22 protein-coding genes are annotated in these 22,884 nt (G+C 64.3%); 13 read left to right on the plus strand and 9 right to left on the minus strand.

Annotated elements, in window-relative coordinates; translation table 11 throughout:
• Positions 1-47 precede the first annotated feature (47 nt).
• Positions 48-371: a ferredoxin FdxA gene (fdxA, locus tag BGI01S_RS02925; protein WP_020069367.1), complete on the minus strand. Its 324-nt coding sequence runs from the start codon at positions 369-371 to the stop codon at positions 48-50.
• A gap of 294 nt (positions 372-665) precedes the next feature.
• Here fdxA and pncB point away from each other — a divergent pair, with 294 nt between their 5' ends.
• The 5 genes from pncB (at position 666) to BGI01S_RS02950 (ending at position 6,668) form a co-directional block, all read left to right on the plus strand.
• Positions 666-1,862, plus strand: coding sequence for a nicotinate phosphoribosyltransferase (gene pncB / locus BGI01S_RS02930; RefSeq protein WP_042322015.1), 1,197 nt, complete (start codon positions 666-668; stop codon positions 1,860-1,862).
• A 163-nt stretch (positions 1,863-2,025) separates the two neighbouring features.
• Positions 2,026-2,688 (plus strand): LutC/YkgG family protein, encoded by a 663-nt coding sequence (locus BGI01S_RS02935; protein ID WP_042322018.1) that lies wholly within the window; start codon positions 2,026-2,028, stop codon positions 2,686-2,688.
• Between the two features lie 66 nt (positions 2,689-2,754).
• Positions 2,755-4,182 (plus strand): sodium:proton antiporter, encoded by a 1,428-nt coding sequence (locus BGI01S_RS02940; RefSeq protein WP_042322019.1) that lies wholly within the window; start codon positions 2,755-2,757, stop codon positions 4,180-4,182.
• Between the two features lie 54 nt (positions 4,183-4,236).
• Positions 4,237-5,226 carry a 2-hydroxyacid dehydrogenase gene (locus BGI01S_RS02945; RefSeq protein ID WP_042322021.1) on the plus strand — a complete coding sequence of 330 codons (990 nt, stop codon included), beginning with the start codon at positions 4,237-4,239 and terminating at the stop codon, positions 5,224-5,226.
• Positions 5,223-6,668 (plus strand): DNA recombination protein RmuC, encoded by a 1,446-nt coding sequence (locus BGI01S_RS02950; protein ID WP_042322024.1) that lies wholly within the window; start codon positions 5,223-5,225, stop codon positions 6,666-6,668. Before BGI01S_RS02945 ends, BGI01S_RS02950 begins: the two co-directional genes overlap by 4 nt.
• Positions 6,669-6,726: 58 nt before the next feature.
• On the opposite strand, the gene BGI01S_RS02955 is transcribed toward BGI01S_RS02950, so the two are convergent.
• The 6 genes from BGI01S_RS02955 to BGI01S_RS02980 form a co-directional block, all read right to left on the minus strand.
• On the minus strand, positions 6,727-7,224 hold the full coding sequence (locus BGI01S_RS02955) for a GNAT family N-acetyltransferase (protein WP_042322025.1): 498 nt from the start codon (positions 7,222-7,224) through the stop codon (positions 6,727-6,729).
• A complete protein-coding gene (locus BGI01S_RS02960) occupies positions 7,224-7,499 on the minus strand; it encodes a hypothetical protein (protein ID WP_042322028.1) in 276 nt (91 codons plus the stop codon). Before BGI01S_RS02960 ends, BGI01S_RS02955 begins: the two co-directional genes overlap by 1 nt.
• Positions 7,500-7,578: 79 nt before the next feature.
• Positions 7,579-8,889, minus strand: coding sequence for a molybdopterin molybdotransferase MoeA (moeA, locus tag BGI01S_RS02965; protein ID WP_042322032.1), 1,311 nt, complete (start codon positions 8,887-8,889; stop codon positions 7,579-7,581).
• Between the two features lie 61 nt (positions 8,890-8,950).
• The gene (mobA, locus tag BGI01S_RS02970) at positions 8,951-9,595 is read right to left on the minus strand and encodes a molybdenum cofactor guanylyltransferase MobA (RefSeq protein ID WP_042322034.1); all 645 of its coding nucleotides are present in this window, start codon (positions 9,593-9,595) and stop codon (positions 8,951-8,953) included.
• An 11-nt stretch (positions 9,596-9,606) separates the two neighbouring features.
• Entirely contained in the window at positions 9,607-10,716 is a 1,110-nt protein-coding gene (moaA, locus tag BGI01S_RS02975) for a GTP 3',8-cyclase MoaA (protein ID WP_042322037.1), read from the minus strand.
• 195 nt (positions 10,717-10,911) lie between these two features.
• Positions 10,912-14,184: an Rne/Rng family ribonuclease gene (locus tag BGI01S_RS02980; RefSeq protein ID WP_042322040.1), complete on the minus strand. Its 3,273-nt coding sequence runs from the start codon at positions 14,182-14,184 to the stop codon at positions 10,912-10,914.
• Between the two features lie 732 nt (positions 14,185-14,916).
• On the opposite strand from BGI01S_RS02980, the gene BGI01S_RS02985 reads away from it, so the two are divergent.
• The 4 genes from BGI01S_RS02985 to BGI01S_RS03000 are packed head-to-tail and all read left to right on the plus strand — an operon-like array spanning position 14,917 to position 18,030.
• Positions 14,917-15,942 carry an RluA family pseudouridine synthase gene (locus tag BGI01S_RS02985; RefSeq protein WP_042322041.1) on the plus strand — a complete coding sequence of 342 codons (1,026 nt, stop codon included), beginning with the start codon at positions 14,917-14,919 and terminating at the stop codon, positions 15,940-15,942.
• Complete coding sequence (locus tag BGI01S_RS02990) at positions 15,935-16,594, plus strand: HAD-IIIA family hydrolase (protein WP_042322042.1); 660 nt, start codon at positions 15,935-15,937, stop codon at positions 16,592-16,594. Before BGI01S_RS02985 ends, BGI01S_RS02990 begins: the two co-directional genes overlap by 8 nt.
• Complete coding sequence (locus BGI01S_RS02995; protein WP_042322044.1) at positions 16,591-16,998, plus strand: Rieske (2Fe-2S) protein; 408 nt, start codon at positions 16,591-16,593, stop codon at positions 16,996-16,998. Before BGI01S_RS02990 ends, BGI01S_RS02995 begins: the two co-directional genes overlap by 4 nt.
• 27 nt (positions 16,999-17,025) lie before the next feature.
• On the plus strand, positions 17,026-18,030 hold the full coding sequence (locus BGI01S_RS03000; RefSeq protein WP_042322046.1) for a S49 family peptidase: 1,005 nt from the start codon (positions 17,026-17,028) through the stop codon (positions 18,028-18,030).
• Between the two features lie 106 nt (positions 18,031-18,136).
• Here the strand turns inward: BGI01S_RS03000 and BGI01S_RS03005 are convergent, their stop codons facing one another.
• Together BGI01S_RS03005 and BGI01S_RS03010 are read right to left on the minus strand one after the other, a co-directional pair.
• Entirely contained in the window at positions 18,137-18,856 is a 720-nt protein-coding gene (locus BGI01S_RS03005; protein ID WP_042322048.1) for an SAM-dependent methyltransferase, read from the minus strand.
• The gene (locus BGI01S_RS03010; RefSeq protein WP_042322051.1) at positions 18,853-19,476 is read right to left on the minus strand and encodes a Maf-like protein; all 624 of its coding nucleotides are present in this window, start codon (positions 19,474-19,476) and stop codon (positions 18,853-18,855) included. The genes BGI01S_RS03005 and BGI01S_RS03010 overlap by 4 nt, the downstream gene beginning before the upstream one ends.
• A 257-nt stretch (positions 19,477-19,733) precedes the next feature.
• On the opposite strand from BGI01S_RS03010, the gene BGI01S_RS03015 reads away from it, so the two are divergent.
• From BGI01S_RS03015 to BGI01S_RS03030, 4 genes are all read left to right on the plus strand, one after another.
• Positions 19,734-20,378, plus strand: a complete 645-nt coding sequence (locus BGI01S_RS03015; RefSeq protein WP_042322054.1) for a DUF177 domain-containing protein — start codon at positions 19,734-19,736, stop codon at positions 20,376-20,378.
• Between the two features lie 101 nt (positions 20,379-20,479).
• Positions 20,480-20,659: a 50S ribosomal protein L32 gene (gene rpmF / locus BGI01S_RS03020; RefSeq protein ID WP_042322057.1), complete on the plus strand. Its 180-nt coding sequence runs from the start codon at positions 20,480-20,482 to the stop codon at positions 20,657-20,659.
• 124 nt (positions 20,660-20,783) lie between these two features.
• Positions 20,784-21,890 (plus strand): phosphate acyltransferase PlsX, encoded by a 1,107-nt coding sequence (gene plsX, locus BGI01S_RS03025; protein WP_042322059.1) that lies wholly within the window; start codon positions 20,784-20,786, stop codon positions 21,888-21,890.
• A complete protein-coding gene (locus BGI01S_RS03030; RefSeq protein WP_042322062.1) occupies positions 21,890-22,879 on the plus strand; it encodes a beta-ketoacyl-ACP synthase III in 990 nt (329 codons plus the stop codon). Before plsX ends, BGI01S_RS03030 begins: the two co-directional genes overlap by 1 nt.
• Positions 22,880-22,884: the final 5 nt, after the last annotated feature.

Raw genomic sequence — 22,884 nt, forward strand, 5'->3', positions numbered from 1 at the left:
TCTTGATTTAATTTCGGCTCGGGCGGGCGCGTGACAGGCTGTGAAATTCAGCGCGCGAGCAGCGCGAGCTTTTCCTTCACATCCTTGAACTCGTCGGCTTCCGGCAGCGGTGCCTTGGTCTTGGTGATGCTCGGCCAGTTCTTCGCGAGATCGGCATTCAGCTCGATGAAGTTTTGCTGGTCGCCCGGCACATCTTCTTCGGCATAAATGGCGTTCACCGGACACTCGGCAACGCACACGGCGCAGTCGATGCATTCATCGGGGTCGATCGCGAGGAAGTTGGGACCTTCGCGAAAGCAGTCCACCGGGCACACATCGACACAGTCGGTATAGCGGCACTTGATGCAGCTTTCGGTCACAACGTGAGTCATTCAGGCAGCTCCTGCATGCGGAATCAGGGAAGGCGAAAACGCCAAAAGCGATATTGTAACGTAACGTCAAGAGGCACATGCAGCATCGGGCCGCGCCTTTTATATGTTTTCGTGATTAGTTTATGGCGTGCGTCGGGGTGGCTTCTTTTTGCGGCATTCGGCGCGAGCGTCCGCCGGCGCGCTGAATCCGGGCGCATTCGGGTAACATGCGTCAAGTCGACGCGCACGGGCGCGTCCTACGCGCATGGCTTGAGTCCGGCCTTTCGTTTTTCCCGCGGTCCAGTTCGCACCATCATGATTATTACTTCGCTGCTCGATACCGATCTGTACAAGTTCACGATGATGCAGGTGGTATTGCATCATTTTCCCGCCGCGAACGTGGAGTACCGTTTCCGCTGCCGCACGCCGAATGTCGACCTCGTGCCGTATATCAGCGAGATTCGCGACGAAGTGCGCAAGCTCTGTGAGCTGCGCTTCACCGACGACGAGCTCGACTACCTGCGGCGCATGCGTTTCATCAAGGGCGACTTCATCGAGTTTCTCGCGCTGTTTCATCTGAGCGAGAAATACATTTCGATCGAGCCGTCGCCGAAGGGCAATGGCGAAATCGACATCGAGATCAAAGGGCCGTGGCTGCACACGATCCTGTTCGAGATTCCGATGCTCGCGATCGTCAACGAGGTCTATTTCCGCAACACCCAGCAAAAGCCCGACTACAGCGAAGGGCGCGGCCGCCTCGTCGAGAAGATCCAGTTGCTCGGCGCGCGTCCGGAATTCGCCGACTGCAAGATCGCCGACTATGGCACGCGCCGCCGCTTCTCGAAGCAATGGCACGAGGAAGTGATCCTCACGCTGAAAGACGGTCTCGGCGAGCAGTTCGCCGGCACCAGCAACGTCTTTTATGCGATGAAGCACAGCCTCACGCCGCTCGGCACGATGGCGCACGAATACCTGCAGGCATGCCAGGCGCTCGGCCCGCGCCTGCGCGACTCGCAAACCTTCGGCTTCGAAATGTGGGCGAAGGAGTATCGCGGCGACCTCGGTATCGCGCTGTCCGACGTCTACGGCATGCAGGCGTTCCTGCGCGACTTCGACATGTACTTCTGCAAGCTGTTCGACGGCGCGCGCCACGATTCCGGCGATCCGTTCGACTGGGGCGAGCGCCTGCTCAAACACTACGAGGCGAATCGCTGCGATCCGCGCACGAAGATCCTCGTGTTCTCCGACGCGCTCGACATTCCGAAAGTGCTGCAACTGTACGAACGCTTCCGCGGCCGCTGCAAGCTGGCGTTCGGCGTCGGCACCAATCTGACCAACGACCTCGGCTACAACCCGCTGCAGATCGTCATCAAGATGGTTCGCTGCAATGGCCAGCCGGTGGCGAAGCTGTCGGACTCGCCGGGCAAGAACATGTGCGACGATAAGGCCTATCTCGCGTATCTGCGCCAGGTGTTCGGCATCGCGCAGCCCGAGGAAGAAGCCGCGAAGTAACGCGGCTCAAACGTCGCTCGTGTGCTACATCGGTTCGCGTGGGGATCAGTTTGAACGCGCTTCCGGCGCGGGGCAATATGCCGTTCGGCCAGGGTGTTCGCGCGAAGGGCGGCCGGTATAATCCTCGTCACTTCGCACGGCTGTCGACACGAGGACTTCGCATATGGACACATCGATTGCCCGCCGCAACATCCTGGCGCGCATCCGCGCCGCGCAAGGGCGTGAGCCCGAGCCGTCCGCCGCCGAGCGCGAGGCCGCCGCGGACTATCTGACGCGCCATCCAGCCGGCCCGCGTCCGGAGATGCCGGCCGACCTCAGCGCGCGCTTCATCGAAGAAGCGCAGAAGCTGTCGACTACGGTCGACACCGTTCAAACGCTGGCGGACGTGCCGGCCGCCGCGTATCGCTACCTCACCCAGCATGCGTTGCCGCTGCAGGCGATTGCCTGGCAAACGCTGCAAGATCTGCGTTGGGCTGACGCCGGCCTCGCCGTCGAATTCCGCAAGCCGCGAGACGGTGACGTGGTCGGTCTCACCGGCTGCTTCTGCGCGACTGCCGAGACCGGCACGCTGGTTTTGCTGTCGGGCCCGGAAACCTATGCGTCGGCCGGCTTGTTGCCGGAAACGCATATCGCGATCGTGCCGTCATCGCGCATCGTGTCGGGTCATGAAGAGGCGTTCGGCCTGATCCGCAAGGAGCGCGGCGAATTGCCCCGCGCGGTCAATTTCGTTTCGGGTCCGTCGCGCACCGGCGACATCGAGCAGACCATCGTGCTGGGCGCGCATGGCCCTTACCGGGTGCATGTGATCGTCGTCCAGGATGCCTGAACGGCCAGCGCGGCCGCGTCGCAACGCGCGTACGCAGGCGCCCGCCATCACAAGGATTTCAACGATATGAAAGGGCATGCCGTAGGCGTGAGCATGTTGCTCGCCGCTGCGCTGACGCTAGCCGCGTGGTCTCAACCCGCGTCGGCCGCGACGCTCGACGGCGCGACCTTGTCGGCGTTGTGGGGCCTGCCTTTTGCGGGCGTGTTGTTGTCGATCGCGGTGTTGCCGCTGATCGCGCCGGCGTTCTGGCATCACCACTTCGGCAAGATCGCGGCCGCGTGGTCGTTCGTGTTCCTCGTGCCGTTCGCGCTCACGTTCGGTGTGGACGTGGCGTTCGCGAAACTGATGCACGCGATTCTCGACGAGTACCTGCCATTCATTGTTCTGCTGACCGCGCTCTACACCGTCGCGGGCGGCCTCTGCGTGCGCGGCAATCTGCATGGCACGCCGCGTCTGAACACGGCGATCCTCGCGCTCGGCACTGTGCTCGCGAGTGTGATGGGCACGACCGGCGCGGCCATGCTGCTGATCCGTCCATTGCTGCGCGCCAACGACAATCGCCAGCACGTCGTCCACGTGGTGGTGTTCTTCATCTTCCTTGTCGCGAACGTCGGCGGCTCGCTGTCGCCGTTGGGCGACCCGCCGCTTTTTCTTGGTTTCCTCGAAGGTGTCAGTTTTTTCTGGACCACCCAGCATCTCCTGTTGCCGATGCTGTTCGTGACCGGCGTGCTGCTGGGCGGCTTCTACGCGCTCGACTCGTACTATTTCCATCGACGTGAAGAGCGTTCGTCTTTGCCCGATCCGACGCCCGACGCTGCGCCGCGCGGCATCGACGGCAAGATCAATTTCGTGTTTCTCGCCGCGGTGATCGCGCTCGTGCTGATGAGCGGGCTGTGGCGGCCGCAGATCGCGTTCGACGTATTCGGCACGCAGGTGGCGTTGCAGAATGCGGTGCGCGACGTCGCGCTGCTCGGCGTCACGTTGCTGTCGCTTGCGTTCACGCCGCGCGCGGCGCGCGTCGGCAACGATTTCAACTGGGCGCCGATCGAGGAAGTGGCCAAGCTGTTCGCCGGCATCTTCGTGACGATCGCGCCGGTCATCACGATGCTGCGCGCGGGCGAAGCGGGTGCGTTCGCGGGCCTCGTTCATCTGGTCAACGACCCCGCGGGCCAGCCGCGCGACATCATGTACTTCTGGGCGACCGGGCTGCTATCTTCGTTTCTCGACAACGCGCCGACCTATCTCGTGTTCTTCAACCTGGCCGGTGGCGATGCGCAAACGCTGATGACGACCGGCGCGACCACGCTCGCGGCGATTTCGGCCGGCGCGGTGTTCATGGGCGCGAACACGTATATCGGCAATGCGCCGAACTTCATGGTGAAAGCGATCGCGCAATCGCGCGGCGTTCGCATGCCGAGTTTTTTCGCTTATCTGGGCTGGTCCGGTGCGGTGCTGTTGCCGCTTTTCGCCGTCACCGGGTGGCTGTTTTTCTGACGCTGATCGCGCCGCCGAGGCACTCGCGCTCGACGCGCCATACGGAGAATTGCAATGCAGAAGATCCTCGTCGCCCGTTCGATCTTTCCCGATGTGATCGAACGCCTCAAACAGTACTTCGACGTCGACTGGAACCAGGGTGACGTGCTGCCCGCCGACGAACTGAAGCGCCGTCTTGCAGATAAGGACGGCGCATTGACCGCCGGCGAGCCGATCGACGCCGGTGTTCTGGCGGCTGCGCCGCGTCTTCGCGTGGTCTCGAACATGGCGGTGGGCTACAACAACTTCGACATGGCCGCGTTTAACGCCGCGAAGGTGCTCGGCACCAATACGCCGGACGTGCTGAACGAATCGACCGCCGATTTCGGCTGGGCGCTGATGATGGCAGCGGCGCGCCGCATCGCGGAATCGGAGCACTGGCTGCGCGCGGGCAAATGGCAGAAGTGGAGCTATGACGGCTTTCTCGGCAGCGACCTGTACGGCTCGACGCTCGGCGTGATCGGCATGGGCCGGATCGGCCAGGCGCTTGCGCGCCGCGCGCAGGGTTTCAACATGCAGGTGATTTATCACAACCGCTCGCGCGTGGCGCCGGAGATCGAAGCTGAGCTGAATGCCACGTACGTGTCGAAGGAGGATCTCTTGCGACGCGCCGATCATGTCGTGCTCGTGCTGCCGTACACGAAGGAAAGTCATCACACGATCGGCGCGGCCGAACTCGCGCTGATGAAGCCGCCCGCGACGCTCACCAACATCGCGCGCGGCGGCATCGTCGACGACGCGGCGCTGGTCGACGCGCTGCGTTCGAAGCAGATCGCGGCGGCCGGTCTGGACGTGTTCGAAGGTGAGCCGCATCTCAACCCGGAGCTGTTGAACGTGCCGAACGTCGTCCTCACGCCGCACATCGCGAGCGCGACCGAGGTCACGCGCCGCGCAATGGCGAACCTCGCCGCCGACAATCTGATCGCAGGCCTGGGGGAAGGGCCACGTGCAGGCCGGCCGCCGAACCCGATCAATCCGGACGTGATCGGCGAGGCGCGTTCATGATGATGATTCTGGTGGCGGCCGTCGCGGTGCTGGCGGTCGTCCTGGTCATTGCGTTGGCGCTGCTGATGCGCGTTCATGGCCGCGCGGACGACACCGAGCAGTTCGAACTGCTCAACGAACGCCTCGACATCGCGACCGACACGCAGGCGCATGCGTACGAGCGCCTCGAGCGGCAACTGCGTAACGACATCACCGAGACTGCGCGGGTGTCGCGCACCGAGCAGAGCAGCGGCTTCGCGCATTTTCAACAGACGCTGGCCGCGCAGTTCAGCAGCATGACCACGGTGCAGGGCGGCAAGATCGACGCTTTCGCGCAGCAGCTCGACGCGGTCCGCCACAGTCTGCAGGCACAGGCCCAGCAGGCGCGCGACGAGCAGGGCCGTTCGCTCAAGCAGTTCGGCGACACGCTGAGCCTGCAACTGGGACAGCTCACCGAGGCGAACGATCGGCGCTTTGCCGAAGTGCGCGCGACCATCGAGCAGCGGCTGAAGGATATCGAGGCGAACAACTCGGCCAAGCTCGAAGAAATGCGCCGCACCGTCGACGAAAAATTGCACGCCACGCTCGAGCAGCGTTTGGGCGAATCGTTCAAGCTGGTGTCCGACCGGCTCGAGCAGGTGCATCGCGGATTGGGCGAGATGCAGACGCTGGCGGCGGGTGTCGGCGATCTGAAGAAGGTGCTCACCAACGTGAAGACGCGCGGCACGTGGGGCGAAGTGCAGCTGGAAGCGTTGCTCGAACAACTGCTCACTGCCGATCAATACGCGAAGAACATCGCGACGGTGCCGAAGAGCACGGAGCGCGTCGAGTTCGCGATCAAATTGCCGGGGCGCGCGGAGCAGGGCAGCGCGGCCACGCCGGTCTGGTTGCCGATCGACGCGAAGTTTCCGCGCGAAGACTACGAGCGTTTGATCGAAGCGCAGGAGCGCGCCGATCCGGTCGCAGTGGAAGAGGCGTCACGCGCGCTCGAAGCGAGGATTCGCGCGGAGGCGCGCACGATCGCCGAGAAGTACGTGGCACCGCCGCACACCACGGACTTCGCGCTGCTGTTCCTGCCGACCGAAGGGCTGTATGCGGAAGTGCTGCGCCGGCCCGGACTCACGGACCTGCTGCAACGCGACTATCGTGTGACGATCGCGGGACCGACCACGCTGACGGCGCTGCTCAACAGTTTGCAGATGGGCTTCCGGACGCTCGCTATCGAGAGGCGTTCGAGTGAGGTGTGGCAGGTGCTCGGCGCGGTGAAAACGGAGTTCGGCAAATTCGGCGACGTGCTGGCGAAAACCAAGGCTCAACTGGAAACCGTCACGCGCTCGATTGAAGCTGCGGAAACGCGCACGCGCATGATGGGCCGCAAGCTGCGCGACGTCGAAGCGTTGCCCGGCGACGACGCGAGAGGTTTGCTTGGCGATGCGTTGTCGGGTGTGGAAGGCGACGAGTAATAGGGCGGCGGGTTGACGCGTCGGTTACGCGGGAGGATGAAGCGTTAACCGTCCGCGTTCAATCCACGTCTGCGTCCGCGCTTGCAGCCAACTGCCCAAGCGCCTCTCCGGTCACCCGCACTACGCGCCAATCCGGCAGCACAGTCGCTCCGAGCTTCTGATAGAAATCGATAGCCGGCTTGTTCCAGTCCAGCACCGTCCACTCGAACCGCGCGCATTGCCGCTCCACCGCGAGGGCCGCAAGACGTCGCAGCAATGCGGTGCCGAGCCCGCTGCCGCGTTGCGAAGGCTGCACGTAGATGTCTTCGAGATAGAGGCCGCGCTTGCCCGCGAAACTCGAATAATTGTGGAAGAACAGCGCACAACCGACGATGCGGCCCGCATCCTCGGCGACCAGCGCTTCGATCGACGGCCGTGCGCCGAACAGCGCGTCGAGCAGACCCTCTTCGGTCGCGACGAACACGTGCGTGAGATTTTCGAATTCCGCCAGTTCGTACGTCAGCGCAAAGATGGCGCCCGTGTCCGCCGGCGCGGCGGTCCGGATCGTCGCAGGCATTACGCCTCTTCGGGGGCGTCGGTCAGGTGAATCTCAATACCGCCGAAGCGCGACGCCACCCAGTTGTACGCGTGGCATGCGATCCACAGCAGCACGAAACCGAGGATCGCGTTCAGCAACAGCGCGCTGAACACCGTGCTCAATTCCACCGAACCGTAGCGGAAGAACGCGACCAGCACGCCGAGCAGCACGATCGGCACCGAGAACGTCAAATACACGAGGATGAGTGCTTTGGCCGTCTGTCCAGGTGCAATGAACGAGATCTGTTTTTTCATGTAAGTCAAACCCGTGTGTCTTAGTGGTAATGGGTAAAGCGGCAAATGATCGCGAGTGGAAGCGCCGGATTCGCAGGCGTCAGATGAGACCGTCGAACAGCATGATCGCGACGCGCTCGCCTTCGTCGATCGTGCCTTCGTCGTGTCCGAGCACGATAAAGCAGTTGGCTTCACTCATCGAACTCAGCACGCCCGAGCTTTGCGAGCCGGTCGGCGTGACGTGCCATTGTCCGTGCGCGTCCTGTTCGGCGATACCGCGCTGGAATTCGGTACGGCCGGCGCGCTTGCGAATCGCCTGGCGGCTCGCGGCGTGAATTGTCGGCAGCGGCTGAGGCGTCGCACCCGACATCAGCAGCAGCACCTCGCGCACGATCTGGTAGAACGCCACCATCACGGCGACCGGATTGCCGGGCAAACCGAAGAATAGCGCGGGCAGTCCGACGCCCGGACGCTCGCCGGACCAGATGCGGCCAAAGGCGAGCGGCCGGCCCGGGCGCATCGCGAGACTCCAGAAGGCGACGTCGCCAAAGGTCCGCAACAGCTGTTTCGTGAAATCGGCTTCCCCGACCGACACGCCGCCCGAGGTCAACACCACGTCGGCGCTCGCCGCGGCGCTGCGCAATGCGGCTTCGAGTACGGCGGGTTCGTCGCGCACCACGCCGAGATCGAGCGCATCGACGTTCAGGCGCCGCAGCATCGCAAACAGCGTGTAGCGGTTGCTGTCGTATACGGAGCCCGCATCGAGCGGCTCGCCGAGCGAACGCAATTCGTCGCCGGTCGAAAAGAACGCGACGCGCAGGCGCCGCCGCACGCTGACTTCGCCGATGCCGAGCGACGCCAGCAAGCCGAGGTCTGACGCCCGCAGGATGCGGCCGGCCCGCAGCGCGGCATGGCCGCGCGCCAGGTCCTCACCGGCGAGGCGGCGGTTGGCGCCTGGAGCGACGGCGTCGGCGGCAAAGCGGACCGACGACGCGTCGGTGCCGGGTTCGACCAGCTCCTGGGGCACGACCGTGTCGCAGCCTTCCGGTATGCAGGCACCGGTCATCACGCGCACGCACTGGTTCGGGGCGACGCGGCCCGCAAACGGATGCCCGGCCAGTGCCTTGCCGGCGACCGTCAGCTCGACGCCCGACCCGCCGGACTGAGCGGCGGCCAGCGCCGCGCGCGGGAACGCATAGCCGTCCATTGCGGAATTGTCGTGCGACGGGACGTCGATCGGCGACACGATATCGGCGGCGAGCACGCGGTCGAGCGCATCGCGCAACGCAACGCGTTCAACGGCCGTCACCGGCGCGGCCCACTGGCGAACAATCGCCTGAGCGGCCGGCACGGGTAGCGCGTGAGGATCGTACTGCGCGACGCAGCGGGAAAATTCGTTAAGCGTGGTCATGAAGAGCTGGGCGTCGCGACCGGAGACGGGCGCGGCAGTTGCCGCGCGGCCGGGGCGGGTGTCAACCGGGGCCTCGATCGCGTTCGAGGTCGGCGAGTTCTTGTAACGAGTTGGCATTGTAAAACGCGCGATCGTCGGTAAAGGTGACTTCCACCGTCCTGTGGCGTGCGTACCACGCGCGGACTTTGCGCTCGCCGGCATCGAGAAACGCGGCCAGATCGTCCGCGAGCGACGTGCGCAGCAGCGCGAACACGGGGTGCAAGGACGCCGCGCCGCGGGCGTCGACGGTCGTGACGGTGGCGATGTCGGCTTGCTGGGTGTGCAGCGCCTGTGCGAGGCGGGCGGCGAGGTCCGCGGGCAGCCACGGCGAGTCGCAGGGCGCGCTCAGCAAATACCCGGTGCCGGCGGCGTGCAGGCCGGCCAGCAAACCCGCCAGCGGCCCGGGAAAGCCGGGCAGCGTATCGGCGACCACCGTCGCACCGAAGGGCTCGCCCAGTGCGGCGTAGGTGTCGGGATGGCGGTTGGCGCTGATCAGCAGCGCGCCGGTCTGCGGAACAAGGCGCCTCAGCACATGAGCGGCGAGCGGCTCGCCATGCAGCGTTTGCAGTCCCTTGTCGACACCGCCCATGCGCATGCCGCGCCCGCCCGCGAGCAGCAGGCCGGTGATCTGTTCACGCGAGGGTTGCGTTGGTAGCAAGGGGGCCATGTGCCGGCCGCTCAGCCGCCGATGTACGACATTTCGACGCGGCGGCTCGCCGGTTCGCCTGAATCGGCGGGCTGGCTGCCGCGCAATTGCGAATAGCGATCGCTGCGGCCTTGCCAGATTTCGGCGACGGCGGTGGCAATGTCGGCGTCGCTCGCGCCACTGCGCAGCAACGCGCGCAGATCGTGGCCGTTCGAAGCGAACAGGCAAAGGTACAGCTTGCCTTCGGTCGACAGGCGCGCGCGCGTGCAGCTTGCGCAAAACGCCCGCGTGACGCTCGAAATCACGCCGATTTCGCCGCTGCCGTCGACGTAACCCCAGCGTTGCGCGGTCTCGGCGGCGCTGTGCGCGTCGAGCGGGACGAGCGGAAACTGTTCGGCGATGCGGGTTACGACGTCGGCCGACGGCAGTACTTCCGTCATGTTCCAGCCGTTCGACGTGCCGACGTCCATGTATTCGATGAAGCGCAGCACCGTGCCCGAGCCTTTGAAATGGCGCGCCATCGGCACGATTTCGCCGTCGTTGGTGCCGCGTTTGACGACCATGTTGACCTTGAGCGGCGCGAGCCCGACCGCGTGGGCCGCCTCGATGCCGTCCAGCACATCGGCGACCGCGAAGTCAGCGTCGTTCATACGGCGAAACAGCGTGTCGTCGAGCGCGTCCAGACTGACCGTCACGCGGGTCAGGCCGGCGTCCTTCAGACTTTGCGCCTTGCGCGCGAGCAGCGAGCCGTTGGTGGTCAGCGTCAGATCGAGCGGGCGACCCGCCGGTGTGGTCAGTTGCGCGAGCCGTTCGATCAAAAATTCGAGGTTCTTGCGCAGCAGCGGCTCGCCGCCCGTCAAGCGAATCTTTTCGACACCATGTGCGACGAAGAGTCGCGCCAGTCGTTCGATTTCCTCGAAACTCAGCAACGCGCTGTGCGGCAGGAACGCGTAGTCCTTGTCGAACACCGCGCGCGGCATGCAGTACACGCAGCGGAAGTTGCAGCGATCCGTCACCGAGATGCGCAGATCGCGTAGCGGGCGCGACAACGCGTCGTGCAGCACGCCGCGGGGCGTCTGCACGGGGCCGGCGATGACCGGCGCCGCGCTGAGATCGGCAACTGGGATGATGCGTCGGGACATGAGGGCTTGTCGGGTGCTTGAGAGGGCAGCTGGAGATTGAATTCTATAGGAAATGCTTCCGGCGACAGCCGGTTGGCGGCCCGCGTCGGGGTATACGGGGGGCCGCCTGTCGAGCTGCGCGCGACCCGGCGCCTCGTCCCATAAAAACAAAAAGCCCGCCGGTGAGGGCGGGCTTTTCGGGTGAGGCGGGGCGGCTTACTGCGGATGCTTGCCCGTTTCCACTTGTTGCATCGGCGCGCTGTCCAGCGCCGGCAACGGTTTGCGCTCACGCACCACGCGAGCCGGCTTGACCGTCTGCGCAGCGGCTTCCTGCGCGGCACGCAGCTTGTCGGCGTCGGTGTTCACCCAGACGAGACCGGCTTGTTCCAGCACCGGCTTGAGGGTTTCCGCCGACACCGCGCCGCTACGCGGTGCCTGCGGGGCAGCGGCGGCGGGCGCGACTTCGATCGCGGCCGGTTCTGCCGCCGGCGTCACTGCCGGCTGCGCTTCGACGATCTCGGCTTGCGGCGCCGGCACAACCGCCGGTGCTTCGACTGCTACGGCCACGGCCGGGGCCGGGGTTTCGACCGGAGTCGTTGCGGCTTGCGCTTCGACCGCAGGCGCAACTGCCGGCGTTTCGACAGGTGCTTGAGCCGGCGCTTCGGCACGGGCCACCGGTTCGCCCAGCGAAACCGTCTCGCTGGCGGCCGGCGCGGCTTGCTCCGCCTCGACCGGCGCGGCGGCTTGCGCCACCAGTGCTTCCGCAGCCGGCTCTACTACTGCCGGTGCGGCCAGCGCCTGCTCGACCGGGACGATCGTTTCAGTCTTCGCAGCCTTCTCGACGGCCAGAGCCGGCGTTTCGGTCGTAGCATGCAGCTCGGTTACGACGGCGGTTTCGGTTGCCACGGCGGGGACCACCACCTCTACGGGCGTCACGTCCTGCGCTTCGCTGACTTCGGCCTTGTGCTCGACCGGCTGATGGGCCGTGCGCACCGGCGCTTCGTCGTTCACGTTGAGATTGTCGCCTTCGGCTTCCGCGACGTCCGCTGCGAGGTTGCCGTTCACGTCCTCTTCACGCTCACGACGGCCACCGCGACGGCCGCGACGGCGACGACGACGCTCTTCACCTTCACGCGCCACCGCTTCCTGATCGACCGGTGTGCCGTTTTCGCCCACGGTGACCTGGTTGCGCGCCAGTTCGTCCGCCGCTTGCGCGTCGGGTTGTGTGGTCAGCGCATCGGTGGTCTCCGTTTGCGATTTGCGGCGTTCGCCGCGCTCAGCACGTTCGCCACGTTCACGGCGCTCGCCGCGTTCCTGACGTTCGCCACGCTCTGCACGCGGTGCGCCTTCGACCGCTTCCGCGCGATCCGCGCCGCGATTGTCGCGATCACGGTTTTCGCGGCCTTCGCGCGGTTCACGGCCTTCGCGGGCCTCGCGCGGCTCACGTACGTCACCACGCGCTTCACGATTGCCACGCGGTTCGCGGGCTTCGCGCGGCTCGCGAGCTTCACGTGCCTCACGGCCTTCACGCGGCTCGCGTTCCTCGCGACGCTGCGACGACTGCTGGCCCTGAGCCTGACGACCACCGGCCGTGCCTTCCGCCCGGCCTGCCGCATCGCGGCCGCCGGTGCCGTTACGGCGATTGCGGTTGCGCTCGCCGCCGCGTTCGCCGGTGCGCTCACCGCGCTCCGTGCGCTCGCCGCGTTGCGGACGCGCCTGCTTCTCGGTCGTAGCCGGCGCGACAGGCGCCGGTGCGGCCGGCTGCATGCCGAACAGATTCTTCAGCCAGCCGATGAAACCGCCGCTCGCCGAGGCCACCGCCACCGGAGCCGGGGCGGCGGCCGGACGAACCGGTGCGCTCGGCGCCGGCTTTTCAGGCGTGATGCCCTTGACCGCTGCTTCCTGCTTCGGCTTCACCTCTTCGGCACGCTTGCTGTAGCCGGTTTCCGATTCCAGTTCGCGGGCCGCTTCTTCGGCCATCTTCCACGAAGCGCGCGGATCGTCGAGGCGCGCATCGTCGTGACGCAGGCGCTCGAGCTTGTAATGCGGCGTGTCGAGGTGCTTGTTCGGAATCAGGACGACGTTGACCTTGAAGCGCGACTCGATCTTGTTGATTTCAGCGCGTTTTTCGTTCAACAGGAAGGCGGTCACTTCGACCGGCACCTGGCAATGGATCGCCGCGGTGTTTTCCTTCATCGCTTCTTCCTGAATGATCCGCAGCACTTGCAGCGCGGACGATTCGGTATCGCGGATGTGACCCGTGCCGTTACAGCGCGGGCAGGTCACGTGGCTGCCTTCCGACAGCGCCGGACGCAGACGCTGACGCGACAGTTCCATCAAGCCGAAACGCGAGATCTTGCCCATCTGGACGCGCGCGCGGTCATGCTTGAGCGCGTCTTTCAGGCGCTGCTCGACTTCACGCTGGCTCTTGGCCGATTCCATGTCGATGAAGTCGATCACGATCAGGCCGCCCAGGTCGCGCAGGCGCAACTGGCGGGCGACTTCGTCGGCGGCTTCGAGGTTGGTGCGTGCAGCCGTTTCCTCAATGTCGGCGCCCTTGGTGGCGCGCGCCGAGTTCACGTCGATGGCGACCAGCGCTTCGGTGTGGTCGATCACGATCGCGCCGCCCGAGGGCAGCGGCACCGTGCGCGAGTACGCCGTTTCGATCTGGTGTTCGATCTGGAAGCGCGAGAAGAGCGGCACGTCGTCGTGGTAGCGCTTCACCTTGCTGACGTTGTCCGGCATCACGATGTCCATGAAGGCACGGGCCTGGTCATGGATTTCGGTGGTGTCGATCAGGATTTCGCCGATATCCGGCTGGAAATAGTCGCGAATCGCGCGGATCACGAGGCTCGATTCGAGATAGATCAGCATCGGCTGGCCGCTCGAACCGCTTTGCGACGCGGCTTCGATTGCGCGCCACAACTGCATCAGGTAGTTCAGGTCCCACTGCAGCTCTTCGGCGCTGCGGCCAATGCCGGCCGTGCGCGCGATGATGCTCATGCCTTCCGGCAATTGCAGTTGCGCCATGGTTTCGCGCAGTTCCTGACGGTCGTCGCCTTCGATCCGGCGCGACACACCGCCGCCGCGCGGGTTGTTCGGCATCAGAACCAGATACCGGCCGGCGAGCGAGATGAACGTGGTGAGGGCCGCGCCCTTGTTGCCGCGCTCTTCCTTCTCGACCTGAACGATCAGTTCCTGACCTTCCTTCAGCGCGTCCTGGATGCGCGCGGAGCGCATGTCGACGCCGTCACGGAAGTACTGGCGGGCGACTTCCTTGAACGGCAGGAAGCCGTGGCGGTCTTCGCCATAGTTGACGAAACACGCTTCAAGCGACGGCTCGATGCGAGTAATGATGCCCTTGTAAATATTGCCTTTGCGCTGTTCGCGGCCGGCGGTTTCGATGTCGATATCGATGAGTTTTTGCCCATCGACGATGGCAACGCGCAGTTCTTCCTGCTGCGTCGCGTTGAACAACATTCGTTTCATTGAACGACTCCAGAGCGGCTGAGCCTGCCTCGGGCTGCGCGGTTGTCAGTCGCGAGAGCCATGAGGGCAGCGGCATGCCGCGCCTTATTGTGTTTTCACAAGCACGCTGGAGCGGGAAAAATGGCGGGAGAATTGCCTGAGAGGGCCCGGCCACATTGAAAAATGGGCGCGGTGCCGCAGGGCACATGCGAACACGGCTTCAAATAACGACCCGACACGCCGCGGGTTCTGCCGGCAGACCTTCATAAGCCTTTTGTCCACTCGCGCCGGTGCGCCAACTGGGCGCGTGACCGGAGGGTCGAAGGCTGCGGTCATGCCGCAGTGGGAAGTTCGCGCAGGCGGCGCGTCTTTTCCTACTGGGGGTGTCTCGCCTCATTTTGACGTCGCCATGTCTTGTACTTTCTACAAGACGCCTCGGGCGCACGCCGTATTTTCGCAACCTGCAGCTTCGTACAGCAGGGCGTCCAACCGCCCGATACCGAAGCTGAAAGTTAAATTCTTTTTTACCAAAATTCCGTTACCGTCGAAGCCGACCTTGACCGAACGCGCCTGTGGGCGCCGTCCCTGCCGGGTGCTGACTTCGTGCGTGCAACTTGTTGCATCTCATTTGAGGGTGAGCAACCAGACCCCGGCGCAAGTAAAATAACGGTTTATCGCTTGCACCTGCGCAATCCGCCCGAATTCCGGACACTGCGCCGGCCGCCGCAGACTGCTGGGCAAATTATATTCAGAATGAAAGAGTTAGGCAAAATATCCCAGAAATCGGTCGCAAGCGACCAGGTCTCGTTGATCGAGATCGACGACAGCGCGGCCGGACAGCGCATCGACAACTTCCTCCTGCGCGTCTGTAAAGGCGTGCCCAAGAGCCATATTTATCGCATCCTGCGTAGCGGGGAAGTGCGCGTCAATAAGGGCCGGATAGACGCGCAGTACCGGCTCGAGCTGGGCGATCTGGTGCGCGTGCCGCCCATCCGCGTCGCGCAGCCGAACGAGGCCGCCGCGCAAGCGCCGGTGCCGGCCGCTCACTTCAACATCATTTTCGAAGACGACCATTTGCTCGTCATCGACAAGCCCGCCGGCGTCGCGGTCCATGGCGGTAGCGGCGTCGCGTTCGGCGTGATCGAGCAGATGCGCGAGGCGCGACCGCAGGCGAAATTCCTTGAACTGGTGCATCGGCTGGATCGCGAGACCTCCGGCATCCTGATGCTCGCGAAGAAGCGCGCCGCGCTCGTCAATCTGCACGAGCAGATCCGCGAGAACAAAATGGATAAGCGCTACTATGCTTGCGTCCACGGTGACTGGGCGAGCGACTGGGGCCGCCGCCGCGCGGTCAGGGAGCCGCTGCACAAGTATCTGACCGCGGACGGTGAGCGCCGTGTGCGGGTGCAGGCGGACGGGCTCGCGTCGCACACGGTGTTTAATCTGATCGACCGCTGGCCGGAGTATGCGCTGCTCGAGGCGGAGCTCAAGACCGGCCGCACGCATCAGATCCGCGTTCATCTGCAGCATCTGGAACTGCCGATCGTCGGCGACGCCAAGTACGGCGACTTCGCGCTGAACAAGGCACTGGCGCGCGCCAACGCAAAGCCGGGCCTCAAGCGCATGTTCCTGCACGCGTACCGGCTGAAGCTCGTCCATCCGGCCACGGGCGCGCCGCTGCAATTCGAGGCGCCGCTGCCGGCCGAGTGCCGCAGCTTCATCGCGCAGCTCAACGAATTACGAAATGGGTCAAACCCGGAGACGACACGGCATGGCTAGAGAGCAATTTGATCTGATCGTCTTCGATTGGGACGGCACGCTGATGGATTCGACCGCGCACATCACGCGCAGCATCCAGGCGGCCTGCCGCGATCTCGGCCTGCCGGTTCCCGCCGACGAAGCCGCGAGCTACGTGATCGGCCTCGGCTTGCGCGAAGCGCTGCAAATCGCCGCGCCGACGCTCGATCCGTCCGAATATCCGCGTTTGGCCGAGCGTTATCGCTTCCATTATCTGGTGAAGGATCAGACCACCGAGTTGTTCGCCGGCGTGCGCGAAATGCTGCAGGAGTTGCGCGATCAGGGCTATCTGCTGGCCGTGGCGACCGGCAAGAGTCGCGTCGGATTGAACCGTGCGCTCGACCAGTCGCGCCTGACCAGCCTGTTCGACGGCACCCGCTGCGCCGACGAGACGTTCTCGAAGCCGCATCCGGCCATGCTGCATGAGCTGACGCGCGAACTGGGGCAGGATCCGGTGCGCACGGTCATGGTCGGCGATACGACGCACGATCTGCAAATGGCGATCAACGCGGGCGTCGCGGGCATCGGCGTGACTTATGGGGCACATCCGGCCGGCTCGCTGAGCGCGTTGTCGCCGAAATTCGTCGCGTCGAGCGTGAGCGCGTTGTCCGGCTGGCTGCGGGAGAACGCATGAATGCCGACCCGGCCGAAGCGGCGGTGCAGGAGGCCGTCCGCATTTGCGCGGCGCAGGAACTGGTTGACGGCGGCGCGGGCGTAAGGCGCGCCGCGCGGCTGGGCGGCGACGACGTTGTGGTGTTCTTCGTGCGCTACGACGGCCGCCCCTACGGCTATCTGAACCGCTGCGCGCACGTGCCGATGGAGCTCGACTGGGCGGAGGGACAGTTCTTCGAATCGTCCGGTTTATACTTGATGTGCGCGACACATGGCGCGATTTACGTGCCGGATACGGGCAAATGCGTCGGTGGTCCGTGCCGCGGCGGCAGATTGCGACCCGTTCAGGTCGAGGAGCGGGACACCCCTGAAGGCCGCGCCGTGTTCTGGCTGCCCGACGGCGGACTGCGTCCCGCCACGCCCTGATTTTTCTCCCTTCTTTCCAGATCCCGCATGTCCGACAATTTGACTCCCGAGCCGCAGGACCTGTCTCCGACTGGCCGCTCCCGCACACCTGCCGACGAGCCCGGCTGGGAGCGGGCGGCGCTCGAGCGCATCGCGCTCGCGGCGATCACCGAACAGCGCGCCGCGCGCCGGTGGAAGATTTTCTTTCGTTTTCTCTTTCTGATCGTTCTGCTGCTGCTCGTGTGGGGCGCGATCAGTTTCTCCGGCGATCGGGTTGCAGTCACCGGCCGTCATACGGCGATGATCACACTTGACGGCGAAATCTCCGCCGATACGAATGCGAACGCCGAAGATGTCAACGCGGCTCTGCAAAGCGCGTTCGACGACTCGGGCACGGCCGGCGTGATCCTGCGCTGCAACAGTCCGGGCGGCAGTCCGGTGCAGGCGGGCATCATCTACAACGAGATCCATCGCTTGCGCGCCAAGTACCCGTCGATTCCGCTGTATGTCGTCGTCGGCGACATGTGCGCGTCGGGCGGCTACTACGCGGCTGCGGCGGCCGACAAGATCTACGTGGACAAGGCGAGCATCGTCGGATCGATCGGCGTGCTGATGGACAGCTTCGGTTTCACCGGCCTGATGGACAAGCTGGGGATTCAGCGCCGCCTGCACACGTCGGGTGAGAACAAGGGCTTTTTCGATCCGTTCTCGCCGGAAACGCCGAAGATGGACGAACATGCGCAAGACATGCTCGATCAGATTCACGCACAGTTCATCGACGCAGTGAAGAAGGGGCGTGGCAAACGTCTGCATGAGACGCCCGACATGTTTTCGGGCCTGTTCTGGACGGGGCAGAAGAGCGTCGAACTGGGTCTGGCCGACGGTTTCGGCGACGCCGATTATGTGGCGCGCGAGCTTTTCAAGGCGCCGGATATCGTCGACTACACGGTGAAAGAGAGCATTACGGACCGTGTCGCGCGCAAATTCGGCGCGGCGGTCGGCAGCAGTGCCGTGCATGCGATGGCGCTGGGCGGAAAGCTGAATCTGCGCTAACCGGCTTTGGGTGAAACGTGTAAAAAAGCCTCGCGCGGTCGTCAATGAACGCGCAGGGCTTCTTCATTGGCTCCGATGTGGACGTTGAAGTGCGGCTAACGCCACGTTAAACCGCCAGAATCAGGAAGATGGCCGGCCGCTTGTGCAGTTCCAGGGCCGGCTTCTTCTTCCAGTCAGCCACCGTGCGGCTGGCGATCGTTTCCGTCTCCAAGGTCAGGTCGACCGCGACGCAGACGAGCGTGGAGGACGTGCACGTCGCCAGCAATGTGTCGAGCAACTGGCGGTTCCGGTAAGGCGTCTCGATGAAAATCTGCGTCTGCTTGCCCTTGCGCGACTGTTGCTCCAGATCTTGCAGGCGCCTGGCGCGCTCTGTAGCGTCGACCGGCAGATAGCCATGAAACGCGAAGCTCTGGCCGTTGAGCCCCGACGCCATCAACGCGAGCAGAATCGAACTCGGTCCGACGAACGGCACGACTTTCACGCCGCGCTCGTGCGCCCGGCGCACCAGCAGCGCGCCCGGGTCCGCGACCGCCGGGCAGCCGGCTTCGGAGACGAGGCCGGCGTCCGTGCCGGCGAGCAGCGGCGCGAGCAGTTTGTCGATTTCGCCGGCTGGCGTGTTGACGTTCAGTTCGCGAATCTCGATTTCCTGGATCGGCCGCTCGGTGCCGACTTTCTTCAGGAACGCACGCGTGGTTTTCGCGTTTTCGCCGATGTAATAGTGGAGCGCCGCGGCGCGGGCACGCACGGGCGCGGGCAGCACGGCGTCGAGCGCGTCCGCGTCGCCTTCGCCGAGCGTGTTCGGAATCAGATAAAGCGTGCCGCTCATTGCGCCCCCAGAAGTGGATAACCAGCTGCCAGCAACATGCGCGACAGTGCGATCAGTGGCAGGCCGACGAGCGCAGTGGGATCGTCGGAATGGATGGCTTCGAGCAAGGCGATGCCGAGTCCTTCGGATTTGGCGCTGCCGGCAACGTCATAAGGCGTTTCGGCACGCAGGTACGCATCGAGCGCGGCATCCGGCAGGTCGCGGAATTGCACGCGGGTAATCACGTCGACGGTTTGCGCCGTGCCCGAGGCGCTGTCGAACAGGCAGAGCGCACTATGAAACAGCACTTCGCGACCGCGCATCGCTTGCAACTGGGCAAGCGCCTTGTCGTGCGAGCCCGGTTTGCCGATCTGCAGGCCGTCATAGGTGGCGACCTGGTCGGAGCCGATCACGAGCGCGGCGTCGGGGTCGGCGGTGCCGAGGCCGCAGGCTACCGCGCGCGCCTTGGCTTCGGCGAGCCGCAATGCGGTGACTTCAGGGGTTTCGCCAGCGAGCGGCGTTTCATCGATCGCCGGCACGACGACGTCGAACGGCACGCGCAGGCGTTCGAGCAGCTCGCGACGATACGGCGAACTCGACGCAAGAATCAGGCGTGGCGGGCGATTGGGGGAATCTGGCATGGGCAACCAACGGCTAGGGAGGCGGGGCGTACGGGGCTGCGCGGAGTTCGCGCGCGTACGGGCTTAAGTGTTTGACTCGAAAAGACAAAACGGATATGATTTCGGGCTTTTCATCGGTATGCTTGCGCTAGGCGGGTCCCGGTGTGTTCAACAAAGCTCCATGCGAGCAGCGAGTTGAGCACGGCGCCGTGGGCTTCGCAGGCTGTCTCGCAAACCGGTTTACCCTCGGCGAAATCCTTGCCGACGCAGGAGCGCACATGACTCAACATCCTGGCAACCCTGCTGGTCTGCCCGACCCGCATGAACTCGATCTGTTCGAATTTGCGCGAAGTGGGCGCCAGGCCGCGGGTGTCGTGCGCGTCTCGCAACTGCCGCGCATGTTAAACGAAGTCCCGGCAGAAGCGCCAGACCGCGATACCGCGTTCACCTGGCAAGCCGAAGGGGCGACGCAGCCGGAATTGCAGGACGACGGCACCGAGGGTCCCCAGCCTTATTTAAGGATGGCGATTCACGGCGCCGCGTGGCTCGAATGCCAGCGGTGCATGACGCCGTATTCGCAGGCGTTCAACGTCGATGCAACTTACCGGATCGTCAACACTGAGGCGGAAGCCGAAGAGTTTCCGCTCGACGAGGATGAAGTCGAAGTGATCGTGGGCTCGCGCCAGTTCGATCTCGTCGACTTGATCGAAGAAGAGTTGCTGCTTTCCTTGCCGCTCGTGCCAAAACACGAGGTCTGTCCCGAGGTGCACGAGAGTCTGGTCTCTGGTGTGGCCGGTGCCGAAGGCGAGGGCGACGAAGCCGCGCTGGACGAAGCCGATGAGGGCGATGAGCCCGAGCGGCCCAATCCGTTCGCGGCGCTCGAAAGTCTCAAGCGCGGTGAGCCGGGCGACAAGAAGCACTGAACAGTTGCATGGGAGCGTGATGCGGGCGCATTGGCCATTCGGCCAATGGCGGACTCCGGATCGTGCTGTGTTAGAATTCGGAAAATTTTTAGGAGTTAGTCATGGCAGTTCAACAAAACAAGAAGTCGCCGTCGAAGCGCGGTATGCACCGTTCGCACGATTTCCTGACGGCAGCGCCGCTGGCCGTGGAACCGGGCACGGGCGAAGTGCATCTGCGTCACCACGTTAGCCCGAACGGCTACTATCGCGGCAAGAAAGTCGTCAAGACGAAGAACGACTAATCGTTTCACTGCGTTGCGCCCTATGGCGTTTCGCGTGGCGATCGGCTCGCTTGACATTTTCCTGGTTCGGCAAAAAGGCGGCATTCAACTGCCGCTTTTTTGTGCCTGAAATTCGTCGCACTCCATGACAGTAAAGCTCACGATAGATTGCATGGGAGGCGACCACGGCCCGTCCGTGACCGTTCCCGCTGCCGTCAACTTCGTTCGTTCGCATCCCGACGCGCAGTTGCTGCTCGTCGGCATTGAAAGTGCGATTCGTGCGCAGCTGAAGAAGTTGAAGGCTCAGGACCTGCCGGCGCTGACCGTCGTGCCTGCTTCCGAGATCGTCGCAATGGACGATCCGGTCGAGGTCGCGCTGCGCAAGAAAAAAGATTCGTCCATGCGCGTGGCGTTGAACCGCGTCAAGGAAGGCGAGGCGCAAGCCTGCATTTCCGCCGGCAACACCGGCGCGCTGATGGCGGTCTCACGTTACGTGCTGAAGACGCTGTCGGGAATCGAACGCCCGGCCATCGCGTCCGCATTGCCCAATCCCAATGGCTACACGATGATGCTCGACCTGGGCGCCAACGTCGACTGCGAACCGCAGCATCTGCTGCAGTTCGCCGAGATGGGGCACGCGCTCGTGTCGGCGCTCGAAGGCAAGGAGCGGCCCACCATCGGGCTGCTCAACATCGGCGAAGAAGTCATCAAGGGCAACGACACCATCAAACGTGCCGGAGAACTGCTGCGCGCGAGTACACTTAACTTTCACGGCAACGTCGAAGGCAACGACATTTTCAAGGGCACAGTCAACGTGATCGTCTGCGACGGTTTTGTCGGCAATGTCGCGTTGAAGACGTCGGAAGGTCTCGCGCAGATGCTGTCCAACATCATCAAGGAAGAGTTTGGCCGCTCATGGCTCACCAAGGTGATGGCGGTGCTCGCGTTGCCAGTATTGATGCGTTTCAAGAAACGCGTCGATCACCGGCAATACAATGGCGCCGCGCTGCTCGGTCTGCGCGGACTGGTGATCAAAAGCCACGGTTCCGCCGATGCCTACGGGTTTGAGTGGGCTATCAAACGCGGGTATGATGCCGTCAAAAACGGCGTGCTGGAGCGCCTTGCGCGTGCAATGGAAGAGAACGCGGGTTCTCTCGAACAGGCGGCGCGCGACGCAAGCGGCGCGGGTCACGCAAGCCCGATCGCCGGCCAGCCTGCCGAGCCCTACGCTGCGCAATCCTCGAAGGCATAATGGCTCAATCCACAATTTATTCCCGCGTGCTGGGCACCGGCAGCTATCTGCCGCCTAACCGCGTCACCAATCAGGATCTGGCGGAGCGTCTCGCGAAGCAAGGCGTCGAGACGAGCGACGAATGGATCGTCGCCCGCACGGGCATCCATGCGCGCCACTTCGCCGACCCCGACGTCACGACCAGCGATCTCGCATTGATCGCGTCGCAGCGCGCGATCGAAGCGGCGGACATCGATCCGCAATCCATCGATCTGATCATCGTCGCAACGTCCACGCCGGACTTCGTGTTTCCGAGCACGGCGTGCCTGTTGCAGAACAAGCTCGGTATCAAGAATCACGGCGCGGCGTTCGACGTGCAGGCCGTTTGTTCGGGCTTCGCGTACGCGGTGGCCACGGCGGACAGTTTCATTCGCAGCGGCCAGCATCGCACGGCGCTCGTGATCGGCGCGGAAACCTTCTCGCGCATTCTCGACTTCAACGACCGCACCACCTGCGTGCTGTTCGGCGACGGCGCCGGCGCGGTGATCCTGCAGGCGTCCGAAGAACCGGGCGTGCTCGCGAGCGCATTGCACGCGGACGGCAGCCACTCGAACATTCTCTGCACGCCGGGCAACGTGAACGGCGGCGTGGTTGCCGGCAGCGCGTTCTTGCACATGGACGGGCAGGCGGTGTTCAAGCTCGCCGTCAACGTGCTCGAAAAGGTCGCAGTCGAGGCGCTCGAGAAAGCCAATCTCACGGCCGGGCAGATCGACTGGCTGATTCCGCATCAGGCCAATATCCGCATCATGCAAAGCACCTGCCGCAAGCTCGGCTTGCCGCAGGAACGCATGGTCGTCACGGTGGGCGAGCACGGCAATACGTCGGCTGCGTCCATTCCGCTCGCATTCGACGTCGCGGTGCGCGACGGCCGCATCAAGCGCGGCCAGAACGTGCTGATCGAAGGTGTCGGCGGCGGCTTCACTTGGGGCGCGTCGGTTATCCGCTACTGATAGCG

The sequence above is a fragment of the Paraburkholderia ginsengisoli NBRC 100965 genome (assembly GCF_000739735.1).
Classification (GTDB): Bacteria; Pseudomonadota; Gammaproteobacteria; order Burkholderiales; family Burkholderiaceae; genus Paraburkholderia; species Paraburkholderia ginsengisoli.